Origin of the sequence: Nocardiopsis sp. MG754419 (genome assembly GCF_018207095.1) — a bacterium.
Classification (GTDB): domain Bacteria; phylum Actinomycetota; class Actinomycetes; order Streptosporangiales; family Streptosporangiaceae; genus Nocardiopsis.
Map to the genome: position 1 here is coordinate 1 of NZ_QOCZ01000095.1, position 22,191 is coordinate 22,191.

At 69.9% G+C, this 22,191-nt stretch carries 17 protein-coding genes; 8 read left to right on the top strand and 9 right to left on the bottom strand.

What is annotated here, in order from left to right; genetic code table 11:
• Nucleotides 1-710: 710 nt before the first annotated feature.
• The 7 genes from rplM to DSY14_RS17940 all read left to right on the top strand — a co-directional run bounded on the left by rplM (nt 711) and on the right by DSY14_RS17940 (nt 7,911).
• Entirely contained in the window at nt 711-1,160 is a 450-nt protein-coding gene (gene rplM / locus DSY14_RS17910) for a 50S ribosomal protein L13 (protein WP_211717729.1), read from the top strand.
• A gap of 37 nt (nt 1,161-1,197) precedes the next feature.
• Entirely contained in the window at nt 1,198-1,707 is a 510-nt protein-coding gene (gene rpsI, locus DSY14_RS17915) for a 30S ribosomal protein S9 (protein WP_211717730.1), read from the top strand.
• A 162-nt stretch (nt 1,708-1,869) separates the two neighbouring features.
• On the top strand, nt 1,870-3,207 hold the full coding sequence (gene glmM, locus DSY14_RS17920) for a phosphoglucosamine mutase (protein WP_211717731.1): 1,338 nt from the start codon (nt 1,870-1,872) through the stop codon (nt 3,205-3,207).
• A 389-nt stretch (nt 3,208-3,596) separates the two neighbouring features.
• Nucleotides 3,597-4,631 (top strand): ROK family glucokinase, encoded by a 1,035-nt coding sequence (locus tag DSY14_RS17925; RefSeq protein WP_211717732.1) that lies wholly within the window; start codon nt 3,597-3,599, stop codon nt 4,629-4,631.
• A gap of 393 nt (nt 4,632-5,024) precedes the next feature.
• Nucleotides 5,025-5,798, top strand: a complete 774-nt coding sequence (locus tag DSY14_RS17930; protein ID WP_211717733.1) for an SDR family NAD(P)-dependent oxidoreductase — start codon at nt 5,025-5,027, stop codon at nt 5,796-5,798.
• A 9-nt stretch (nt 5,799-5,807) separates the two neighbouring features.
• Complete coding sequence (locus tag DSY14_RS17935) at nt 5,808-6,572, top strand: crotonase/enoyl-CoA hydratase family protein (RefSeq protein ID WP_211717734.1); 765 nt, start codon at nt 5,808-5,810, stop codon at nt 6,570-6,572.
• A 250-nt stretch (nt 6,573-6,822) separates the two neighbouring features.
• Entirely contained in the window at nt 6,823-7,911 is a 1,089-nt protein-coding gene (locus tag DSY14_RS17940; RefSeq protein WP_211717735.1) for a DUF6716 putative glycosyltransferase, read from the top strand.
• 201 nt (nt 7,912-8,112) lie between these two features.
• Here the strand turns inward: DSY14_RS17940 and DSY14_RS17945 are convergent, their stop codons facing one another.
• The 4 genes from DSY14_RS17945 to DSY14_RS17960 form a co-directional block, all read right to left on the bottom strand.
• Entirely contained in the window at nt 8,113-10,236 is a 2,124-nt protein-coding gene (locus DSY14_RS17945) for an acyltransferase family protein (RefSeq protein WP_211717736.1), read from the bottom strand.
• Between the two features lie 300 nt (nt 10,237-10,536).
• A complete protein-coding gene (locus DSY14_RS17950) occupies nt 10,537-11,952 on the bottom strand; it encodes a polysaccharide pyruvyl transferase family protein (RefSeq protein ID WP_211717737.1) in 1,416 nt (471 codons plus the stop codon).
• 76 nt (nt 11,953-12,028) lie between these two features.
• The gene (locus tag DSY14_RS17955; RefSeq protein ID WP_211717738.1) at nt 12,029-14,020 is read right to left on the bottom strand and encodes a glycerophosphotransferase; all 1,992 of its coding nucleotides are present in this window, start codon (nt 14,018-14,020) and stop codon (nt 12,029-12,031) included.
• Nucleotides 14,017-15,480, bottom strand: coding sequence for a bifunctional cytidylyltransferase/SDR family oxidoreductase (locus DSY14_RS17960; RefSeq protein ID WP_307851263.1), 1,464 nt, complete (start codon nt 15,478-15,480; stop codon nt 14,017-14,019). Before DSY14_RS17960 ends, DSY14_RS17955 begins: the two co-directional genes overlap by 4 nt.
• Before the next feature lie 453 nt (nt 15,481-15,933).
• Here DSY14_RS17960 and DSY14_RS17965 point away from each other — a divergent pair, with 453 nt between their 5' ends.
• Nucleotides 15,934-16,095, top strand: coding sequence for a hypothetical protein (locus DSY14_RS17965; protein ID WP_211717745.1), 162 nt, complete (start codon nt 15,934-15,936; stop codon nt 16,093-16,095).
• Nucleotides 16,096-16,159: 64 nt separating this feature from the next.
• Here DSY14_RS17965 and DSY14_RS17970 read toward each other — a convergent pair whose 3' ends face one another.
• From DSY14_RS17970 to DSY14_RS17990, 5 genes are all read right to left on the bottom strand, one after another.
• Nucleotides 16,160-17,689, bottom strand: a complete 1,530-nt coding sequence (locus tag DSY14_RS17970; protein WP_211717739.1) for an NCS1 family nucleobase:cation symporter-1 — start codon at nt 17,687-17,689, stop codon at nt 16,160-16,162.
• A 275-nt stretch (nt 17,690-17,964) separates the two neighbouring features.
• The gene (locus DSY14_RS17975; protein ID WP_211717740.1) at nt 17,965-18,975 is read right to left on the bottom strand and encodes a TIGR03842 family LLM class F420-dependent oxidoreductase; all 1,011 of its coding nucleotides are present in this window, start codon (nt 18,973-18,975) and stop codon (nt 17,965-17,967) included.
• A 9-nt stretch (nt 18,976-18,984) separates the two neighbouring features.
• Nucleotides 18,985-20,391 (bottom strand): dihydropyrimidinase, encoded by a 1,407-nt coding sequence (hydA, locus tag DSY14_RS17980; RefSeq protein ID WP_211717741.1) that lies wholly within the window; start codon nt 20,389-20,391, stop codon nt 18,985-18,987.
• A 4-nt stretch (nt 20,392-20,395) separates the two neighbouring features.
• Nucleotides 20,396-21,238 (bottom strand): nitrilase-related carbon-nitrogen hydrolase, encoded by an 843-nt coding sequence (locus tag DSY14_RS17985; RefSeq protein WP_211717742.1) that lies wholly within the window; start codon nt 21,236-21,238, stop codon nt 20,396-20,398.
• A 275-nt stretch (nt 21,239-21,513) separates the two neighbouring features.
• A partial coding sequence (locus tag DSY14_RS17990; RefSeq protein ID WP_211717743.1) for a DUF4352 domain-containing protein occupies nt 21,514-22,191 on the bottom strand: 678 nt, incomplete at its 5' end.

The following is a 22,191-nucleotide window of genomic DNA, read 5'->3' on the forward strand; positions in this document are numbered from 1 at the left end:
GTACTGCGGACCGGGACCCTGGGGGGAGGGGCGTCCCTCAGAAGGAGGGGGTCCTCCCAGGAGGTCCTGATCGTCGCCGTCCGGGGGTAGGGGGCGTCCGTCGGGGCCGTGGTGAGGCGGGTTCGGATGGGTACTGATGGGAGTCTCCGAAGGCTCTGAGGGTGGGACTGGCTCCGCGGTTCGCCGTGACCCGCGCTTGTGGCGTCCGTGTAGGGTCGGTGACCGTGACGGGCGTCTCCAGGGTTCACGTCTTCGCCCGTCGTACCGGGCGAAGACCGGCCTTTCGGAGCCAGGGTAGCCAACCCGCGGTCGGGGGCAGGACGAAGCACTCTCGACGACAGGCATAATAAAAGGCGGAGAGGTCACGGATGTGAACCAGTCCCGGCGCTTTCCGTCCAGACGACGATCCCATCGGTTCGACCCGCTGCCGGCTTTGACCTGCGCTAGGGTGGACAGGTAGGATATTTCGTCGTTGTGCGTTGAGTTGCCGTGGGCCCCAAAACTCCCGAAGTTGGGTGCCGATCCACGCACCATCGTCTGCGCACTCACGACCGGGTCGTCCTGATTGGACATGGGACATCCGGCCAAGGAACAGCCCCGCACCAGTGAGGGCTGTCCCGGCCCCACACCCATTGGGGTGTTCCGTAATACGAGTCCACCATCCCTTTTTCGGGATGGGGCAGCCGACTGAAGAGCGAAGGCAAACGATCGTGCGCACATACAGCCCCAAACCCACCGATGTCCAGCGTCAGTGGCACGTTGTCGACGCTACCGATCTCGTGCTCGGGCGTATGGCGAGCCAGGTTGCCACGCTGCTTCGGGGTAAGCACAAGGCCTACTACGCGCCCCACATCGACACCGGCGACTTCGTCATCGTCGTGAACGCCGAGAAGGTCGCGCTCACCGGTAAGAAGCTCGAGCAGAAGCGCGCCTACCGCCACTCCGGTTACCCCGGCGGTCTGCGTTCGGTCGCCTACGCCGACCTGCTGGAGAAGAACCCCGAGCGGGCCATCGAGAAGGCCATCAAGGGAATGCTGCCCAAGGGTTCCCTCGGCCGTCAGATGGCCAAGAAGCTCAAGGTCTACGCCGGTCCTGAGCACCCGCACCAGGCCCAGCAGCCGGTGCCGTTCGAAATCACCAAGATCGAGCAGCCCGCGTAGGCGTTCGCAGACTTTCACAGGAAACACGAGGTAAACCGTGGTCGAGCCCACCGGCATCGAAGACGTCGCTCAGGACTTCGCCGAGAACCCGGAGGAGTTCCCCTCCGAGTACACCAGCGAGTCGGACGAGCAGACTGCCGCCTACGTCCCCACCGCCTCCGGCCCGAGCGCCGGCACCGGTCGTCGCAAGCAGGCCGTGGCCCGCGTCCGCATCGCCCCGGGTGGCGGCGAGTGGAAGATCAACGGCAAGGCGCTTGAGGTCTACTTCCCGGACAAGGTCCACCAGCAGACCATCAAGGACCCCTTCGTCTCCCTCGGGTTCGAGGGCGCCTACGACGTCTTCGCCCGTCTGGACGGCGGCGGCACCAGCGGCCAGGCCGGCGCCCTGCGTCACGGCATCGCCCGTGCCCTCGCCTCCCTGGACCCGGAGAACAACCGCCCGACCCTGAAGAAGGCCGGTTTCCTCACCCGTGACGACCGTGAGGTCGAGCGGAAGAAGGCCGGTCTCAAGAAGGCGCGCAAGGCTCCGCAGTTCTCCAAGCGTTAATGCTCATGCGCCGGCGCCCGCTCGGCTGAGCTCCCGCCCGTACGTCGTCCCCGCACCAGGGGCGGCGTACGGGCTTTCGGTTTTTGTCGGTGGCTCTCCGCCACGCTGAACTCCACCGGTGCCGGGCAACCCCGGCACCGCTGTCGAAAGGGGCTGTCGCCTGTGGCACGGCTGTTCGGAACAGACGGTGTACGCGGTCTCGCGGGTCGTGACCTGACCGCTTCGCTCACCCTGGAACTGTCCATCGCGGCGGCGCGCGTGCTCACCCGCGCGGAAGGCGACCGGCGGCCGCTGGCCGTCGTGGGCCGTGATCCCCGTGCCTCCGGTGAGTTCCTGGAGGCCGCCGTCGTGGCCGGCCTGGCCAGCACCGGCGTGGACGTCGTCAAGGTGGGCGTGCTCCCCACCCCCGCCGTCGCCTACCTCACCGGAGCTCTGGAGGCCGACTTCGGTGTCATGCTCTCCGCGAGCCACAACCCGGCGCCGGACAACGGCATCAAGTTCTTCGCCCAGGGCGGCCAGAAGCTGGAGGACGCCCTGGAGGAGGAGATCGAGGGCATGCTCGGTGTCCCCTCCACCCCCGCCGTGGGCGAGGCGGTCGGCCGGGTCACCGAGTCCCACGACGGGGCCGAGCTGTACACCCGCCACGTCCTGGACTCCCTTCCCCACGGCCTCCAGGGTCTGAAGGTCGTCATGGACTGCGCTCACGGAGCCGCCAGCACGGTCGCCCCCGACGCGCTGCGCCGCGCGGGCGCCGAGGTCATCGTGATCGGTGACGCCCCCGACGGTCACAACATCAACCAGGGCTGCGGCTCCACCAGCCTGGGCGCGCTCCAGGACGCCGTCCGCCTGCACGGCGCCGACGCGGGCATCGCCAACGACGGCGACGCCGACCGCTGCCTGGCGATCGACGCCGACGGCGAGGTCATCGACGGGGACCAGATCCTCGCGATCCTGGCGGTCGAGGCCAAGGAGGCCGGCCGCCTGGCCGAGGACACCCTCGTGGTGACGGTCATGTCCAACCTGGGCCTCAAACTCGCCATGGAGCGGGAGGGCGTCACCGTGGTGGAGACCGCGGTGGGCGACCGCTACGTGCTGGAGGAGATGAAGCGCGGCGGGTTCGGTCTGGGCGGGGAGCAGTCCGGCCACGTGATCCTGCTGGACCACGCCACCACCGGCGACGGTCTGCTCACCGGCCTGCACCTGCTGGCCGCGATGGCCCACCACAAGCAGGGCCTGGCCGAGTTGGCCAAGGTCATGACCCGGCTGCCGCAGGTGCTCATCAACGTTCCTGACGTGGACCGGTCCCGGGCCGCCGAGTCCGAGGAGTTGGCCGCGGCCGTCCGCGAGGCCGAGACCGAGCTGGGCGACACCGGCCGTGTGCTGATCCGGCCCAGTGGGACCGAACCCAAGGTCCGGGTGATGGTGGAGGCGCCGGAGCCGGCACAGGCCACCGCGGTCGCCGAGCGGCTCGCCGGTGTGGTGCGCTCCGCGCTCGGTTAGGTCGTCCTCCTCGGGGCCCGCGGTGGGAGGGCGCGTTCCTCGCGATCCCGCCTCCGGCCCCTCCCGGGCTGTGACGGAGGCGGCGTTCGCACGGCAGACCACCGTGGGCGGTGCGACGAACGGGGCCCAGGGCGGGCTCCTCGGTGGCACCGAGGAGCCGTGAGCCGGTCGGCGACCATCACGTGGTCACCGAGCGGGCCCGGATCGAGGGCCGCCCACCGTGCTTCCACGGCACGGGTTCCGGGGCCGCCCCAGACCCCTTTCCTCCGGGGTTTCTCCGGTTTTCACGCGCATCCGGGCACAGAGCGGCCCGGATGCGCGTTCTCGTGTGTGTCGACGGGTCCCTCTCGCCGAGAGCGGCCGTCCAGGATCGGTGGAGTGGAGCGGTCATGACGATGGACGTGCGCTACGGGCGGTCCCTGACCATCGGGGTGGACATCGGCGGCACCAAGGTGGCCGCCGCGGTGGTGACGCCGGGCGGGCGGGTGCTGGCCAGGATGCGCACCCAGACCCCCGAACGCAGCAAGAGCCCCTCGGTGGTGGAGGACACGATCGTCGAGGTCGTGTCGGACCTGCGCCGGGAGTACCCGGTGCGGGCCGTGGGCGTGGGTGCCGCCGGATTCGTCGACGAGCGCCGCTCCACCGTCCTGTTCGCCCCGCACCTGTCGTGGCGGGAGGAGCCGCTCCGGGACGCACTGTCGGTGCGTCTGGGGCTGCCCGTCGTGGTGGAGAACGACGCCAACGCCTCGGCGTGGGCCGAGGTGCGCGCGGGCGCGGCCCGGGGCGTCGACGACGTCGTGGTGGTCAACCTGGGCACCGGTATCGGCGGTGCGGTCATCACCGAGGGGCGTCTGCGCCGCGGACGTCACGGGCTGGCCGGCGAGTTCGGGCACATGACGGTGGTGCCGGGCGGCCACCGGTGTGAATGCGGCAACCGCGGCTGCTGGGAGCAGTACGCGAGCGGCAACGCGCTCACGAGGGAGGCCCGCGAGCTGGTCTCGGCCGAGTCGCCGGTGGCCGTGGCCCTGCGCCAGGAGGTGGGTGGCGATCCCGACCTGATCACCGGGCCGGTGGTGAGCGAGTTGGCGCGCAAGGGCGACCGGGCCTGCCGGGAGTTGATGGAGGACGCGGGCACCTGGCTGGGGGTCGGTCTGGCCAACCTGGCGGCCGCGTTCGATCCGGAGCTGTTCGTGATCGGCGGGGGTGTGTCGGAGGCCGGAGGTCTGCTGTTGGACCCGGCGCGGCGCGCGTTCGCCAAGGGCCTGACCGGACGCGGCTACCGTCCCGAGGCCCGGGTGGTCGCCGCCGCGCTGGGCAATGAGGCCGGTGTGATCGGCGCCGCCGACCTGGCCCGGGAGGTGCTGCCGCGGTCCCGTCGAGGCCTGCGCCAACGTCGCCTGGGGGGTCCGCCCGAGCGGCGTTGAGCGGACGAGCGATCCGGCCCGTCCCTCGGTGCCCACGACGCGAGGCGGTCCCCGTCCGGGTGGTGGGTGGTGGCCCGCCGTGCGCCCGTCGGATGCCGCGCCGAGGGAGCACCGTCCGCCGCGCCGACCGGGGACGTCTCCGCGCGTGGACGGGCGCGGGCACCGGGGCGCCCGTCGCGCCGTGGGGTGTCCGTACCGGGCGCGCGCGGGTGGCGCCCGCCCCTCGCCCCGTCCGTGCGGGGCCGCGGCGATCTCTCACGGTGTCCGCGCCGCGTCCGAGCGGGTGCCGCGTCGTGTTCGCGCCGGGCCTTCGCCGTGCCCGGTCACCAGGGATCCACGCTTAACCGAACCCGGTTCTAGTGCGTGGGTCACATCCTCGGTAGAGTGCCGCTCATGGATCTCAACGGAATCTCCGCCCTCGTCTCGGGCGGCGCGAGTGGCCTCGGTGAGGCCACCGCCAAGGAACTCGCCTCCGCGGGTGCCACCGTCGTCGTCGCCGACCTGAACGCCGAGCGCGGCGAAGCGATCGCCAAGGAGATCGGGGGCGTCTTCGTCGCCACCGACGTCTCCCAGGAGGACCAGGTCCAGGCCGCGGTCCAGGCGGCCGTCGACACCGGCAAGCCCTTCCGCGTCGCCGTGTCCTGCGCCGGCATCGGGTGGGCCACCCGCACGGTGGACCGGAGCGGCACCCCCCACGACCTGGACAGCTACCAGAAGGTCATCCAGGTCAACCTCATCGGCACCTTCAACGTGCTGCGCCTCTCCGCCGCCGCGATCGCCCGGACGGAGCCGATCAACGAGGACGGTGAGCGCGGTTCCATCCTCAACACCGCCTCGCTGGCCGGTATCGAGGGCCAGATCGGTCAGATCGCCTACTCCTCCTCCAAGGGCGGCGTGATCGGTATGACCCTCCCGGCCGCGCGCGACCTCGCCGCCGTCGGTGTCACCGTCAACACCATCGCCCCCGGCATCCTGGAGACGCCGATCTACGGCGAGGGTCCCGAATCGGAGGACTTCAAACAGCGTCTGGCCGCCCCCGTGCCCTTCCCCAAGCGCCTGGGCACCGCCGCGGAGTTCGCGCGGCTCGCCCGGACCCTGGTGGAGGTCAGCTACGTCAACGGTGAGGTCGTCCGCATCGACGGCGCCCTCCGTATGCCCCCGAAGTAGGAGGACACCGTGTCCGACGAGGTGCTCTCCACGGCCGAGGACGGCGTCGCCGTCATCACCATCAACCGGCCCGAGGCCAAGAACGCCGTCAACGCGGCGGTCGCGGCCCGGATCGCCGAGGCGCTCGACGACATCGACTCCCGCGACGACGTCGCCGTCGGCATCATCACCGGTGCGGGCGGTACCTTCTGCGCGGGCATGGACCTCAAGGCCTTCATGAAGGGCGAGGTCCCGGTGGTCGAGGGCCGCGGCTTCGGCGGGTTCGCCCGGCGCGGCCCGAGGAAGCCGCTCATCGCCGCCGTCGAGGGGTACGCCCTGGCCGGCGGGTTCGAGGCTGTGCTCGCCTGTGACCTGGTCGTGGCCGCCGAGGACGCCAGGTTCGGCATCCCCGAGGTCAAGCGCGGACTGGTCGCCGGCGCCGGCGGGCTGCTGCGCCTGCAGCACCGCATCCCGCGCAACATCGCGATGGAGTTCGCCCTGACCGGTGACTTCGTCGAGGCCGGTCGCCTCGCGGAACTGGGTCTGGTCAACAAGGTCACCGAGAGCGGTGGCGCCCTGGAGGGGGCCAAGGCCCTGGCCGCCCGTGTCACCCCCAACGGGCCCTTGGCGCTCAAGGTCTCCAAGGAGATCATCCAGGCCTCGGACGACTGGTCCACCGACCAGATGTGGGACCGGCAGGACGAGCTGGCCGGCCCGGTGTTCGTCAGCCAGGACGCCATGGAGGGTGCGATGGCCTTCGCCGAGAAGCGCGCACCCGTGTGGAAGGGCGTGTAGGGGTCACCCGGGGCCTTCGGTGGGATGGTGCGTTCCTCGCCATCCCACCCGCGGTGTCTCGCGGGGTTCTCCGGAGGCACGGTCCGCCGGTGTCCGAAGTCGGAGGCGCTCGGGGCCACCGCCGCGCTTCGGTCGGTGTTCGGCCGCCGTCGGCGTTGCGGTGCACCCGTCCTCCAGAGCGTGCCCGCACGATGACGTGGCGTGTGTACCCTGGAAACGTCCAGCGAGCTCCTCCCAGGAAACGACCCCCGTGTCCCTTGTTCCCACCTGGAGTCGGGCCCCCGGCGGTGCCCCCGCGGTCCTGGCGATCGCCGACTCCGCTCCCCGCGCCCGTATGTCGGCCATGATGCTCGGCGACCTCCCCGATGCGGGAGGTGCCATGGGCCTGGCGGTGTTGCGCTCGGCCGACACCCCCTCTCCGGACCGGATCCGGGCCGCGCTCGAAGGCACCCGGCACGCGGGGCGGCGCATTCCGCTGCTCACCGCGGGCCAGGTGCGCAAGCTCATCCGGCGTCGACGTCCCGACGCGGTGCTGTTGAACTGCTCGGGTCCGCACATCGAGGCGCTGTCCTGGTCGAGCCGACCCTTCCTGCGTCGCTACCGGCCGGTGGTCGTGTCCGCCCTGCCGGTACCGGGGCTGCCGGCCTCGGAGGGCGAGTGGCTGCACCGGTCGCGGGTGGACCTGCTGGTGGCGCACAGCCACCGCGAGGTCGACGAGTACACGGTCCTGGGGGAGAAGCTCGGTCTCAAGGGCCGGGTGGGCCTGGCCGGCCTGTACCCGGACCGCGATGATCCCTACACCGGCGGCCCCCGCGACCGGGTGGTGTTCGCCGCCCGGCCCGGACTGCCCGCCGGGACCCTGGGATGCGAGGCCCTGCTCTTGGCCCTGGCCCGACTCGCGGCCGACCGTCCCGACCTGGACGTGGTCCTGCACATCGGCGAGGAGGGCCACCCCGAGCTCATCGAGGTCCTGGCCGCCCTGGTGGCCTCCGCAGGTGTGCCGCGGACCGCGCTGACCGTGGAGACGGGCCCGTTGCGGGACCGTCTGGACCGGGCCCGCGGGGTGGCGGCGCTCGGTTCCGTGCCCATCCTGGAGGCGATCGCGGCCCGCGTGCCGTCCCTGGTCCTCACCGACTTCGGCGTGGGCTGGGACCAGGGCAACGTGGTCTTCGAGGGCAGCGGGCTGTTCGGCGACCTCACGGACCTGCGCGCCTGTCGGTTCCACAAACCGAGCCGGGCCTGGGGCGAACGCAACCACTTCCATCCGCCGTCCCACGACGACTGGGCGGCGCACCTGTACGAACTGTGCGGACGTGCCGGCCGGGGGACCCTCGCCTGACCGTCCCCGGCGCCGCGGTCGATCGCGACGACGGCTCCATCCTCGGAGCGGTACCGGCACGAACCGCGACGGTCGGCCTCCGCTGAGCCCGGCCTCGACCTCGGAGGGCGGGCCACCTCAGGTCGCCGAGGTCCGCGCCTCGCCGGCACCGGGTGCCCGAGCACGGGCCCGAGCCTCGGTCCAGGACCCGAGGAGCGCGCCCTAGGAGTGCTCGCCCTCCTGGAGCGTCATCGCGGCCTCGAACAGGGTGGGTTCGCTCGTGGGCACGGCCTGCCCCACGGCGTCCAGCAGCTGTGGCTCCATCACCACCGCCAGGGACTGCGAGAACGCGTACGACAGGTGGTTGGTGTCGTAGAAGACCAGCTGGTTGCCGATCACGCCGTGGCAGGTCCCGTCCTCGCACAGGTAGTCGGTCATGTCCAGGAACCGGGTGTTGTGCGGGACGTTCGCCAGGTGCCGGAAGGGCGGCTCCACGGCCATCGATTCGGCCTGGGGCGACGAGCACTCGTCACGGTCGTTGCGGTCGGTGCAGTCCGGGACCCGGAAGTCGAAACGGGGCGTGTCCCGGATCGCGATCACGTCGATGCCCATGAGGTCGAGCCGCTGCCACTGGTGCACGAAGCCGTCGGGCACGTGCTCGCCGACCTCGCGGTCGGTGAGCGAGGCCAGCGTGAACACGGCCTCGGGGGCCATTTCCGCCAGCTCGTCCATGACCTGCTCGTTCCAGTCCGAGCACTCGGTGTAGACGAGACCCCGATACTCCTGCTCCTCGGAGCTGAACTGGCAGGCGTTCTTGGTCATCGTCACCAACCGCCAGCCGTGCTGGTCGGCGAGCGTGCGCATCGCCTGGAACCAGTGCCGTACGTGCGAGCTGCCCACCATGACGATCGTGTAGTCCGAGTCCGGGTCGCCGAACGCGCACGTGACCACCGTGGTGTCGTCGGCCAGGGCGTTGCACTCCCGGGTCTGGTCCACGGTGTCCCGGGCCACCGTGGTGGTGTCGGGGTAGATCGGCAGTTCGGGCAGGCCGGCGGCCATCTCCGGGTTCAGGTGCACGGTGGCGCCGGGGTAGGCGAGGGGGTTGGAGCTGAGCTCTAGACGCAGTTGTCGATCACGTTCGATGGACTCGCTCCACAGGGAGGCGGCCACCAGGACGGGGATGACGAAGAGGACGCCGGCCGCCAACGACCAGCTCGGTGCGCGGAGACGGCGCGTCGCACGTGCCACGCCGCCGTCGACGAGTCGGCTGGTGAGCAGGGCCGCGGCGAACGAGGCACCCAGCACCATGAGACCACCGGTCAGGGAGGGTCTGACCCGCTCGGTCAGCTCCAGGTAGACGATCAGGACCGGCCAGTGCCACAGGAACAGGGTGTAGGCGTGCCCGCCCAACCAGGTCAACGGAGGCAGCCCCAGCAGCCGGTTGGCGGACAGACGCCCGTTCTCGGTCGTCCCCGCGCCCGCCAGGATGATGAGCAGCGCGGCGGTGGTCGGCCACAGTGAGGCGTACCCCGGGTAGGGGAGCGCGTCGCCGATGACGAGACCACAGAGCACCAGGGCGACCAGACCGACCCACCCGGCGACCAGACGCACGGGGCCGGGCAGGTTCACCCGGTGCACCACCAACGCGAGCACACCGCCGAGCGCCGGTTCCCACAGGCGCGCGCCGGTGTCGAAGTAGGCCCAGACCGGTGCGGTCGCGGTGATCCACAGCGAGTACACCAGGGAGGCGGCGAACACCGTGCCCACGGCGACCAGGGCGGCCCGGCGGATCCGCGTCCCCAGCCGAACGGCGATCAACCCGGCGGCGGTGATGACCACCGGCCACACCAGGTAGAACTGGCCCTGCACCGCCAACGACCAGAAGTGCTGTACGGGGCTGGCCGCGGCGTTGTCGGCCATGTAGTCGACCGAGTCCAGTGCCAGGTGCCAGTTCCCGTAGTACAGCGCGGCGGCGCGCACGTCCTCGATGACCGTCGTCCACTGCGAACGCGGGAAGAAAAGGTACGTCATCGCCAGGACGGCGCCGAGGACGACGGCCCCCGCCGGGAACAGCCGCTTGACCAGCTTCGTCCAGAACGCCCCGAAGGCGATGCGCCCGTCGCGTTCCATCGCCCGGACCAGGGACCCGGTGATGAGGAAGCCGGTGAGCAGCAGGAACACGTCGACGCCACCGGAGACCGTGCCGAACCAGATGTGGTAGACGGCGATCAGCAGGGCGGCGACGGCGCGCAGCCCTTCGATGTCGGAGCGCCGGCGGGCGCGCGTCGGAGCGGTCACGGGCGTCGCGACGACGTCGGTGACACGCGAGTGGGCGGGAACGGACACGGGTCAGCCTCGGGCTCGACGGAGATGAAGGCAGGGGCCGACCGGAGACGGTGGCTCGATGCGCCCGGAGGATGGTGTGTGGCGCCAAGGGAGTGGCCCTGCCGCACCAGTATCTGTAACCGGCGGGTGTGCCCCGTGTACGTCAGGGCCCCTGTTGTCGAGTCGAGATGAAATCTGTGTGAATGCGTAGCCCTGAACAGCGAAAACGAGTGTTCTGGGTCACCCTTGCCCCGTTCCGTCCGGACGGCGTTCCTCCGGGGGCGCCGACCCGTGTGGCGGCCCCGGAGGAACGAGGGTCCGTCAGCGGCGCAGGCCGAGTGTGCGCAGGACGCGACCGACGGAACGGCGGAACCGACGATAGGGGGTCTGCGCGGCCGCCTTCTCCAGGCTCTTGAGGCGCTTCTCCAGGCGGTCGACCCTCGCGGCGGTCTTCTCCAGGGTGCGGACGCTCTTGCCCAGTTCCGCCACCTTGGTCACGGCCTCGGCGTGGTCGCGGCGCAGCCAACCGATCCTGGCCGAGACACCCTCCTCGGCACTGGTCCAGGCGTCCACCCCCGGGGGATAGGCGGTGGTGCGCACCCGCTCCTCGAACGCCGCACCGCCGTCCTCACCGGCGCTGTGCACGTGTTCCAGCCCGTTCTTCTCCAGGAACCCGGTGAAGCGCGCGAACCGTTCGGCGTGCCCCTCGTGCATGGCCGTGAAGTCGGCCTCCGCGTACAGGTCGGCGGCGTCCGTGTCCGATGACAGGTGCCGGATCCGCCGGTGCGGGATGTCGAAGTAGCGGCACAGTTCCAGGGTGCGCGAGTCGTGGCACAGCACCACGGCGGGGGTACCGGCGAGCAGCGCGGTGATGTTGCCGTGGATGCGGGTGCCGAAGGAGAAGTCGAAGTCGCGGAGGTCGTCGATCCAGGTGGCCGGGTCCAGGTGGACCCTCACCTTGTTCTCCCGGAACAGGGGATGGGTGCGGTGCAACGGCATGCGGTTGCGTGCGCCGTCCACCTCCGACCGGTCGCCCCAGTAGAGCAACTCCAGGTCCTTCGTCTCCTGGGCGAAGTAGCGCATGTTCGGGTAACGCTCGAAGTTCGCGGTGACGATGCCGCCGACGTCACCGGCCCCCAGAGCGCTGCGGGAGGCGTTGACGGCGACGGCGCTGTCGCCGTCGAGCCGATCGACGCCCTTGGTGACGTCGAGGTGGTCGCCGTACATGAACATCGACGGGCAGCCGATGACCTCGACGTCGTTGAATCCCAGGCTGTGGAGGTACTTCTCGGTGAACTCCCCGCGGACACCGATGGAGGCGGACCGCTCCAGGACCGCCCGGACGAACCGCGAGACCGGGGCGTCGAGTCGGCTCATCCGGTCGAGGTCGTAGTCCAGGTCGGACTGCGCGCCCACGCCGAGGACGACCACCGGGATGGTCAGCTTCTCGATGAGGGAGCTCAGCGCGTTGAGATGCCCGATGAAGGACACCCGGAAGGCGTTGGCGAGCGGGATGACGAAGGCGTCGTACTCGTCGTTGATGCGTGCCGCCTCGGCGGCGTCGGCCCGAAAGCCGTTGGCGACGACCTCCGTGGAGGAGGTCTGGAGCGTTTTGTGGGAGGCCTGGCTGAAGATCAGGTTGCCCGCGTTGTTGCCGAAGACGTTGCTCTCGATGGCCGCTCCCGGGCCGACGATCGCGAAGGGGTCCTTCTTGGAGCGCAGGAGTACACGTTTCATGGTGAGGCTTTCGATCGAAGGGGACGGGTGCACCACGCGAGGCGCCCGTGGTGCACCGCTGTCCGCGGGAGCCAGGTCAGGAGAGGTGGGGTGCCAGGGGGTCGGTGTCCGGGAGTCCCCAGGGCGAGAGCGGGTGCAGGAGCGATCCGCGCTCGTACAGGTCGTCGACGGCCGCGTTGAAGCGCGACTGGGACTCGGGGCCGCCCAGGAGGTAGCTCCGGAGCTCGGTCCGCTCCGACGCCAGCCGGTCCGCCTCGGCGAGATGGACGGCGTCCAGGGCGGCGTCGAGGCCCTCACCGTCGGGAGAGAGCATGTAGGCGGCGGAGGACGTCGGGTGCCGGTCCTGGAACTCCGCGTGCGTGATGCCCTCGCAGTTGGTGATCGCGTACGGCTTCTCCGTGGCGACGAAGTCGGCGACCACACTGGAGATGTCGCTGATGAGCAGGTCGGCCTGGTTGAAACAGGAGTACAGCGTCGGCCGGGGGCCCTGGACGACGAGGTGTTCGTCATCGGCGTGGCCGTCCCAGTACACGCGGTGCCATTCCGTGGACAACGCCTTCATCTCCGCGATCGTCTCGGGGAGCGCCCTGCCCTCCTCGCGTGAGTAGTGCGCCTCGTCCCGGGCGCCGGTGTCGTTGTCGAAGGCGGCGAGGCGCTTCTCGAGTTCGGCCAGCCGTCGCTCCCGGTCCTCGCGGCGCTTCGTGCCCTGGTTCGCCCCGCCGAGGAGTGCCACGATCCGCTTGTGCGCGGCTCGGGCCGCCGCCGACCGGATTCCGGTGAAGGGGTGGGGCTTGTACAGGACCCGTACCTTCAGGTCCCCGTCGAGCAGCTTCGCGATGAGCGTGGGACCGGCCTCGATGAGCGACGTGTTGCCGGGGTCGTCGGTCCACCCCTCCCAGGTCGGGGCGTACAGAACGGTCCGCACGGAGTTGGGTGCGGTGTCGGTGCGGATCTCGTCGAGTTGGGGGCGTCCCACCTCCACGATCTCGTCCTCCCGGACCCCGACCCGGGCTCGGGCGTACCGGTCGCGCCCGGCGCGCCCGGCCGTCCACACCTCGTCGTAGACCTTGCTGAAGGGGTTGACGCTGGCGATCTTGTCGCTGTCGCCGTGTCCGATGAACACGTGCTTCAACCGGGGGTTGCGCAGCATGTGGATGTTCTTGCCGGTGTTCGCCGGGTACAGGGCCACACGCGCCGGGTCGAAGTCGAGCGCCATCAGGTTGGTGGCGCTCGGAACGCACAGGACCGGGACGCGGGTCGGTGCGAGCTGCGCGGCGATGGTCCGTTCCCGCAGCACGATGATCGAGCGTCGGGGCATCCGGTCCAGGGTCTCCAACCACATGTCGACCTGGTACGCGGAGTCGGAGGAACCGGAGAAGTACAGGACCACCTCGGGCCGGTAGGAGGTCAACCACTCCTGGGTGAAGTCCATGACCTCCTGCTCATGGGGGATGGCACGGGCCCGACGGAGGTGCCACAGGAAAACGACCAGCGCGACCACGGTCACCAGGGTCGTGATGACCGCGCCGGCGACCGCGGCCCACAAAGCACCGAAGACGACGTAACCGATGGCCCCGAGAACGAGGAAGATGTCGAGCGGCAGCAGACGGCTCATGGGTTCGCGGACGAACGGCATGGGCGGGCTGTCGGGGATGTGGAGGGACTCCAGGGGGATGTTGCGGGTCGCGATGGGAAGACGGCGGCGGGTGCGCAGACGACGTCCGACGACACCGCAGAGCAACTGGAGGCCGAAGAGCACCAGGAAGGTCAGCAGGATCAGCCCGATGCCGGTGGACGTGGCCTCGGCGGTGGTGATCAGCAGGCCCAAGGCCAGGAGCTGGCGCAGCAGGGTGCGGGGCGTGATGCCCAGGCGCACCTGTTGGAGACTCTTGGCGAAGGCCGTCATGCGGTGCAGCAGCAGCGCGTCCATGGCGTAGCCGCCGACGATGCCGACCAGGAAGATCCACCACTGTCCGGTGGCGACGCCCACCAGCATCAACAGGTAGGTCGTTCCGAGCAGGGCGGTGCCGATGAGGGTGGCGCGCTTGCGGGTGTCGGGCAGGCTCACTTGGCGGCCTCCACTTCCAGGCCGGGGATCTCCACGGAGAGGGCGCGCAGGTCCTCGCGGCGTACGTCGATGACGTGACCGGTCAGGTCGGAGAGCAGGACGTCGACCGAGGTGCGGGCCACCTTGTCGGCGCTGAGCAGGGTCCCGGAGGGTTCCTCTCCGAAGGCCTTGGTCCGCATGGGGGTCTGCGTGCGCTCGGGGTTGATGCAGTTGATCCGGACACCGTCCTCGGACCACTCGTCGGCGAGCGCCTGGGTGAGGTTGACGGTGGCCGCCTTGCTGGAGGAGTACAGGCTGTACTCCCCGCGCCCGCGGGTGTAGGAGCTCGAGGTGTACAACAACAGCTGCCCACCGGTCTGGGACAGGTAGGGGAAGGCGGCCCGGGCGATGTTGACCGGGGCCAGGTAGTTGACCTTGAGGGCCTCCTCGATCTCCGCGGTGCTGGTCCGGTCCAGACGACCGATCCGCAGGACGCCGGCGGTGTTGACCACGTGGTCCACGCGCCCGGTCGCCGAGTGGGCCTGTTCCAACGCGGCGGCGATGTCCTCGGGGTCGGCCACGTCGGTGCGGGTGGCGCTGCGGGAGTAGCGGAAGACCCGTGCCCCGTGCTTCTCGGTGAGGTCGGCGACCTCGGCGCCGATCCCGTAGCTGCCGCCGAAGACGACGACGGTCTTGCCGGCGAGGCGTTCCGTGTAGTCCAGTTCGGTGAACTCGGGGGTGGAGGAGGTCGCGAGCTGGAAGAGCTTGTCGGCGATGAAGATGTCGACCGGTTGGGTGACCTTCATGTTCTGCTCCTCACCCGCCACGACGTGGATGGGGACCTCGGGGAGGTAGCGCAGAACGACGCTGCAGTCGTCGGTGGCCTCGAAACGGGGGTCGTTCCAGGCCTTGGCGTAGGCGTCGCGGATGGTGGCCATCCGGAAGGCCTGGGGGGTCTGGCCGCGGCGCAGGCGGGAACGGGTGGGGACGTCGGTGATGATGTCGTCGTCCACCTCGATGATGGTGTCCGAGGACGGAATGGCCACGTCGACGGCGTCGTAGGTCCCGAGCGCGGTCACGCAGTCGTCGATGACCCGCTGGGAGAGCATGGGCCGGACGGCGTCGTGGAAGAGCACGTTGGTGTCGGCCGCGGAGTAGTGCGCGAGCGCGTCCAGGGCCAGCTGCGTGGTGGCGTTACGGGACGTGCCCCCGGGCAGCACCCGGGAGACCTTCGACAGACCCGCCTTCCTCACGATCGCCTCGGCGTCGGAGACGAACCCGGGGTTCATCATCACGATCACCTCGTCGACCGAGGTGGAGCGCTCGAAGATGTCGAGGGTGTGCTCCAGGATGCTCTTCCCGGCGATCTTGAGCAGCTGCTTGGGGGTGGCGAGGCCGATCCGCTGGCCGCTTCCGCCGGCCAGGACCACGGCGACCGTTCGCGCGGCGGTACGGGTGCTCGCGCTCGTCGATGGTGTCACGGGCAAGGTCGTCTCCCAAGGACTGTGTGGTGCGCCGTCCCCTGCCCGAGAGATGCGTCGAGAGAGAGGGGGGCTCCGATGTGCTGTACGGAAGGGGAGGTCGTTCCCGGAACGGAGCGTCACACAGGGTGAGTGAAGTGGGTCCCGGTGACAGAGAAGAGCCTCCCTGGATGACGAGTAGACGCCCGCTCTTCAGGGGCGGTTTACCTCGTTTTCTATGATTTGGACGGTTTTGTGAATCGTGTCTTCGCGGTGACGCGCCCGATGCCGACCCCTCGGGGCGACTACGGAACGTGTTCGCGGGAGGGGGTGCGTCGGGGCCGCTCCGCTCCGTTCCGTCGGCTCTCCCGAGGTCAGGAGGGGTCTCGGGGGGTCTTCGAGTCCGATCGGTACTCGGTACCTGTTCGTGATCGAGTGCGGGCCAACGTCCCGCTCGTATGTCGCGTCTTGATCGTGGACCGTCGAGCTGAGAGCGGGATCATGGACGAGGACGACTGGGAGCCCCCCTACGAACAGGGGGAGGAACTTCACTACGACGATGACGGCACCTATGGGGTCGTCCCCTGCCCGGACGCCTGTGCCCCCGGCGCAGCCGTGTTCCGTCCCCAGAGCTGACCGCACGCACGAGGGGCGCCACACGGCGGAGATCGCCATGTGACGCCCCTGGGGCGGGAGGGTGTCAGCGGGGTTCGCCGGCCCCTGTCCCCGTGGTCTCCTCCGCGGCCGCGCGGTCGGCCGCGCTCATCCGCGCGTCCGGGACGAGGGTGCCGAGCGTCCAGTGCACGGCGAACGCGCTGATGAGGCCGATGACCCAGCCGTAGTCGGCCAGTGGGCCGGCCACGGACAGCAGCGCACCGAGGCCGAAGGCCACCAGCGCGCGCCAGTTCCAACCCCCCGAGTACCAGTACTCGCCGTCGCGGTCGAACAGGGCGGGCAGGTTGATGCGGGTCCGGCGCAGCAGCCAGTAGTCGGCCAGCAGGATGCCCGCCACGGCCCCGAGGATGCCGCCGACGGTGCCCAACCACACGAAGATGTAGGTGTTCTCGTCCTCCAAGAGCTTCCAGGGGAAGATGAGGACCCCGAGGAAGCAGGTGATGAGGGCGCCGGTGCGGAAGCTGATCCACTGCGGCTTGAGGTTGGCCAGGTCGTAGGCGGGGCCGACCAGGTTGGCGGCCACGTTGGTGGAGACCGTGGCCAGCAGCACCACGAAGATCGCGAACAGCAGACCGATGCCGGACTCCATCCTGTCCACGACGTCGATCGGGTTCCAGATCGGTGCGCCGTAGACCGCGGCGGTGCCCGCGGTCACCATCACCGCGATCAGTGAGAACAGCGTCATGGTGGTGGGCAGCCCCAGGGACTGACCCGCCACCTGAGCCCGCTGGGTGGAGGCGAATCGGGTGAAGTCACTGATGTTGAGGGTCAGCGTGGCCCAGTAGCCGATGACACCCATCAGCGACGGGAAGAACAGCGCCCAGAAGGAGGGTCCCCAGTCGAGGGGGCGGTCCGAGGTGAGCATCGGCCCGAAACCGCCGGCCTGGGAGGCCATCCACACCAGCAGGGCGACGCCGCCGATGATCATGAGCGGAGCGGCCCACACCTGGACCTTGCGCACGCCCTCCATGCCCCACAGGATGATGGCGACCTGGACCAGCCAGAACAGGGCGAAGGACAGCCACAGCGTCCACGGATTGCCGCCGACCTCCGCGGCGTCGATCCACCCCGCCCCGAACAGGCGACCGGCCAGCACGTAGACGCCCTGGCCACCGACCCACGTCTGGATCCCGAACCAACCGCACGCCACCGCGCCGCGCAGCAGGGCGGGCAGGTTCGCGCCGCGCAGACCGAACGACGAGCGCGCGAACACCGGGAAGGGGATGCCGTACTTGGCACCCGCGTGTCCGGTCAGCACCATCGGCAGGAGCACGATGAGGTTGCCCAGGACGACCGCGATCATCGCCTGACGCCAGTCCAGACCTGCCGCGATCAGACCACTGGCCAGCGTCCACGCGGGAATGCTGACCGACATGCTCACCCACAGGGCGGAGAAGCTGCCGGACCCCCACGTGCGCCGCGACAGCGGCACGGGCTGGAGGTCGTCGTTGACGAAGGGGCCGGCCGGCAGGGTGGTCCCCTCCGGCAGCGACACACGTCCGTCGGGGTGGGTGACCTGCGTGGTCGTCTCTGGTCTGGGTGGCGCTTGGGACACTGGACACCTTTTCGGTGGTGCTGACGGGGAGCGGCCGCACGGGCACGACGGCGGGCTCGCACGGTGGTGACCTGTGAGAAAAGCCGAAATATCCGGATCAGTATCAGGCCATCGACCATCTTCGCACGTCACCACAGGTGCGGTGACGCCTCGGTACTTCGGTGGGGGCCGGACCCCGAACGGGTCGGGGTCCGGCCCGCGGGAACCCTCGGTTCACCCGCGTGCGCTCGCGCGTGCACGCGGCCAGTGTGCGCCAGGTGTGTTGACGCCGTGTTTCAGGACACGGCCGGGATGATGTCCCGTCCGTAGGCGTCGATCACACCGTCGACGTCGTCGTGCATCGCGTAGACCGCGAACTGGTCCACGCCCGCGGCGCGCAGCCGCTCCATCTTCTCCAGGTGTTCCTCGGCGGTCCCGATGAGACAGAACCGGTCGACGATGGCGTCGGGCACGAACTCGGTGTCCGGGTTGTCGACCCGGCCGTGGTGGCTGTAGTCGTAACCCTCGCGGGCCTTGATGTAGTCGGTGAGTTCCTGGGGCACCATGTCCGAGTGCTCCCCGTAGCGGGCGACCAGGTCGGCCACGTGGTTGCCCACCATGCCGCCGAACCAGCGGCACTGCTCCCGGGCGTGGGCCCGGCCCTCGACCGAACCGTCGGTGACGTAGGCGGGCGCGGCCACGCACACCTTCACGTCGTCCGGATCCCGTCCGGCCTCGACCGCCGACGCCCGCACCGCCTTGACCATCCACTCCGTCAGGTACGGGTCGGCGAGCTGCAGGATGAACCCGTCGGCCCGCCGGCCCACCAGGTCCAGGGCCTTGGGTCCGTAGGCGCCCATCCACATCGGCAGCGCGCCGTCGCGCACCCACGGGATACGCAGGGACGCGCCGTCCACGTCGGCCTCACGCCCCTCCGCCAGGTCCTTGATCGCGGTCATGGCCTGAGCCAGGCGGGCCAGGGTGGCGGGTCTGCGCCCCGCCACCCGCATGGCCGAGTCGCCCCGGCCGATCCCGCAGACGGTCCGATTCCCGTACATGTCGTTCAGGGTGGCGAACAGCGACGCCGTCACCTCCCAGGCGCGGGTGCCCGGGTTGGTCACCATGGGGCCGACGACCAGGCGCTCCGTCCGCTCCAGGATCCGGCTGTAGATGACGAAGGGCTCCTGCCACAGCACCACGGAGTCGAAGGTCCACCCGTGGGTGAACCCCCGCTCCTCGGCGCGCACCATGCGCTCCACCAACAGGTCGGCCGGCGGGTCGGTCTGGAGGACCAGTCCGATGTCCATGTGTCCTCCTCAGACCAGGTACTGACAGGTGGACCTGGGCACGTAGGCGCCGTCGCCGGGCGCCCCCAGGTAGGAACCGCGGTCCACGATCACGCGGCCGCGGGAGAGGACGGTGCGGGCCCGGCCGGTCACCTTCGTGCCCTCGTAGGCGGAGTAGTCCACGTTCATGTGGTGGGTCCGCGCGGACAGGGTCTGTTCGTCGTTCGGGTCGTACACCACCAGGTCCGCGTCGGCGCCCGGGGCGATGGTGCCCTTCCTCGGGTACAGACCGAACATCCGGGCGGGGGTGGCGCAGGCCAGCTCGATCCACCGCCGGCGACCGATGCGCCCCTCCACCACGGCCTGGTGCAGCAGGTCCATCCGGTGCTCCACACCCGGCATGCCGTTCGGGATCTTGGAGAAGTCGCCCACCCCCAGGTCCTTCTGCCCGGTGAAACAGAACGGGCAGTGGTCGGTGGAGACCACGGACAGGTCGTTGGTGCGCAGTGCCCGCCACAGGTGCGCCTGGTGCTCCTCGGGTCGCAACGGTGTCGAGCACACGTACTTGGCGCCCTCGAAGTCCGGTTCGGCGAGCCGGTCCACCGACAGGAACAGGTACTGCGGACAGGTCTCACCGAAGACGTTGAGACCCAGGTCCCGGGCGCGGGCGAGCTCGGCGACGGCCTCGTGCGCCGACACGTGCACCACGTACAGCGGGGCCCCGGCCACCCGGGCGAGCTGGATGGCGCGGTGGGTGGCCTCCGACTCCAACAGCGCCTTGCGGACCTCGCCGTGGTGGCGGGGGTCCGTCCGGCCCTCGGCCAGGGCCTGTTCGACCAGCACGTCGATGGCGATGCCGTTCTCGGCGTGCATCATGGTGAGCGCGCCGTTGGCGGCGCCGCGCTGCATGGCCCGCAGGATCTGCCCGTCGTCGCTGTAGAACACGCCCGGGTAGGCCATGAACAGCTTGAACGACGTCACACCCTCGTCCACGAGCGTGTCCATCTCCTTCAGGGAGGAGGCGTTGACGTCGGACAGGATGGCGTGGAACGCGTAGTCGATCGCGCAGGCCCCGTCGGCCTTGGCCATCCACGCGTCCACCCCGGCGCGCACGGACTCGCCCGGCCGCTGGATGGCGAAGTCGACGATGGTCGTCGTGCCGCCCCACGCCGCCGCGCGGGTGCCGGTCTCGAAGGTGTCCGACGCGTACGTGCCGCCGAACGGCATCTCCATGTGGGTGTGGCCGTCCACCCCGCCCGGGACGACGTAGTGGCCGGTGGCGTCGATGACCTCGGCGTCGCCGTCGGACCAGGTCCGCGCGGGGTCACTGCCGCGGAGCGCGAGGGCGGCCACGCGGCCGTCCTCCACGAGGACGTCGGCCTCCACCTCCTCCGCCGCGGTGATGACGAGACCGCCCCTGATGAGTGTCCTGGTCATGGCCTCACCCCTCCGCCAGCGACCCGTAGGCGTCGGGCCTGCGGTCCCGGTAGAAGGCCCACTGCCGTCGCACCTCGTCGACCATGGTCAGGTCGAGGTCGCGCACCACCAGCTCGGCCTTGGTGTCGGAGGCGACGTCGCCGACGAACTGCCCGCGCGGATCCACGAAGTAGCTGGTGCCGTAGAAGTCGTTGTCGCCGTACTCCTCCCGGCCGACCCGGTTGATGGCGGCGACGAAGTACGCGTTGGCCACCGCGGAGGCGGGCTGTTCGAGTTTCCACAGGTGGGCGGAGAGGCCCCGGCTGGTCGCCGACGGGTTGTAGACCAGCTGTGCGCCGGCCAGTCCGAGGGCGCGCCATCCCTCGGGGAAGTGCCGGTCATAGCAGATGTAGACGCCGATGCGGCCGACGGCGGTGTCGAACACCGGCCAGCCGAGGTTGCCGGGACGGAAGTAGTACTTCTCCCAGAACCCTTTCACCTGCGGAATGTGGTGCTTGCGGTATTTCCCGAGATAACTCCCGTCGGCGTCGATGACGGCGGCGGTGTTGTAGTGGAAGCCGGGTCCGTCGATCTCGAACACCGGCAGGACCATCACCATCTGCAGTTCCGCGGCGAGCGCCTGGAAACGGGTGACGGTGGGACCGTCGGGGACGGCCTCCGCCCAACGGTGGTGTTCGGCCTCCTGCACCTGGCAGAAATAGGGCGCGTTGAACACCTCCTGGAACCCGATGACCTGGGCTCCCTGCGCGGCGGCGTCCCGCGCGTACCTCTCGTGAAGGTCCAGCATGGAGGCGGTGTCACCGGTCCACTCGGTCTGCACGAGTGCGGCCCGGACATTGTGCGGCATGGTTCCCACGCTCCTCGATGAGCACCTGACCTGCGTGTAGAGACCGCACCTTAAGTACGAGGCGAATGGCGGGTCAATATCCGACATCCCCACATGCGCAATACAGGCGGATGAAACAAATGCTCATTCGTGTCGTATAGGGATCTATAACCTTAATGGGGCCATGATTCTTGGGAGGATCGAACAAGTGTGAGCACGCACGGGGAGACGATTTCATGTCTGCGCACAGACGACGGGGCCGCCGGAGAAGATCCGGCGGCCCCGTCCGATCGACGTCAGCCCGTGACGTCGACCTCGATCTCGTTCCCGCCCAGCGTCCTGGAGCTGAGACCCATGTAGGAGATCTCCGCGGGGTCCTCGACGTCGAACACGATCGACGTCACGCGGCTCTCGCCCGCGCCCACGTCGATGTACATGCTGTCCTCGGAGTGCTCCCCCGTGGCTTCGTAGTCCTCCTGGATCGCCTCACCGTCGTAGGTGTACAGGTGCTGCTCGTCGCGCCAGAAGGTCCCCTGGTCCGAACCCGCGGGCGAGACCTCCACCCACACCACGACGTGCTCGCCGTCGGGGGCGTAGCGGCCGACCTGGCCCACACCGGTCTCGACCTCGACGACGGTGAAGTTCAGCCCGTCGTGCTCCACCGTCTCGCCGAGGCCGGGCATCTCCGGGTTGGACCGGGTCTCCCGTCCCAGACCCGAGTCGCTCGAACCGCTCGGGCCGGACTCCTCGCCGCTCTCGGAGCCGCCGGTCGCCGTGCCGCCGTTGTCGCCGGAGTCGTTCCCGCCGAAGACGAAGACCAGCAACACCACCAGGACGACGCCGATCACGAAGAGTCCTCCGCAGCCCAGGCCGATCCACAGCCAGGGCGAGGTCTTCTTCTGCGGGGGAGGGCCTCCGTAGGGTCCACCGTGCGGACCCATGGGGGGCGGGCCGCCGTAGTGACCACCGGGCGG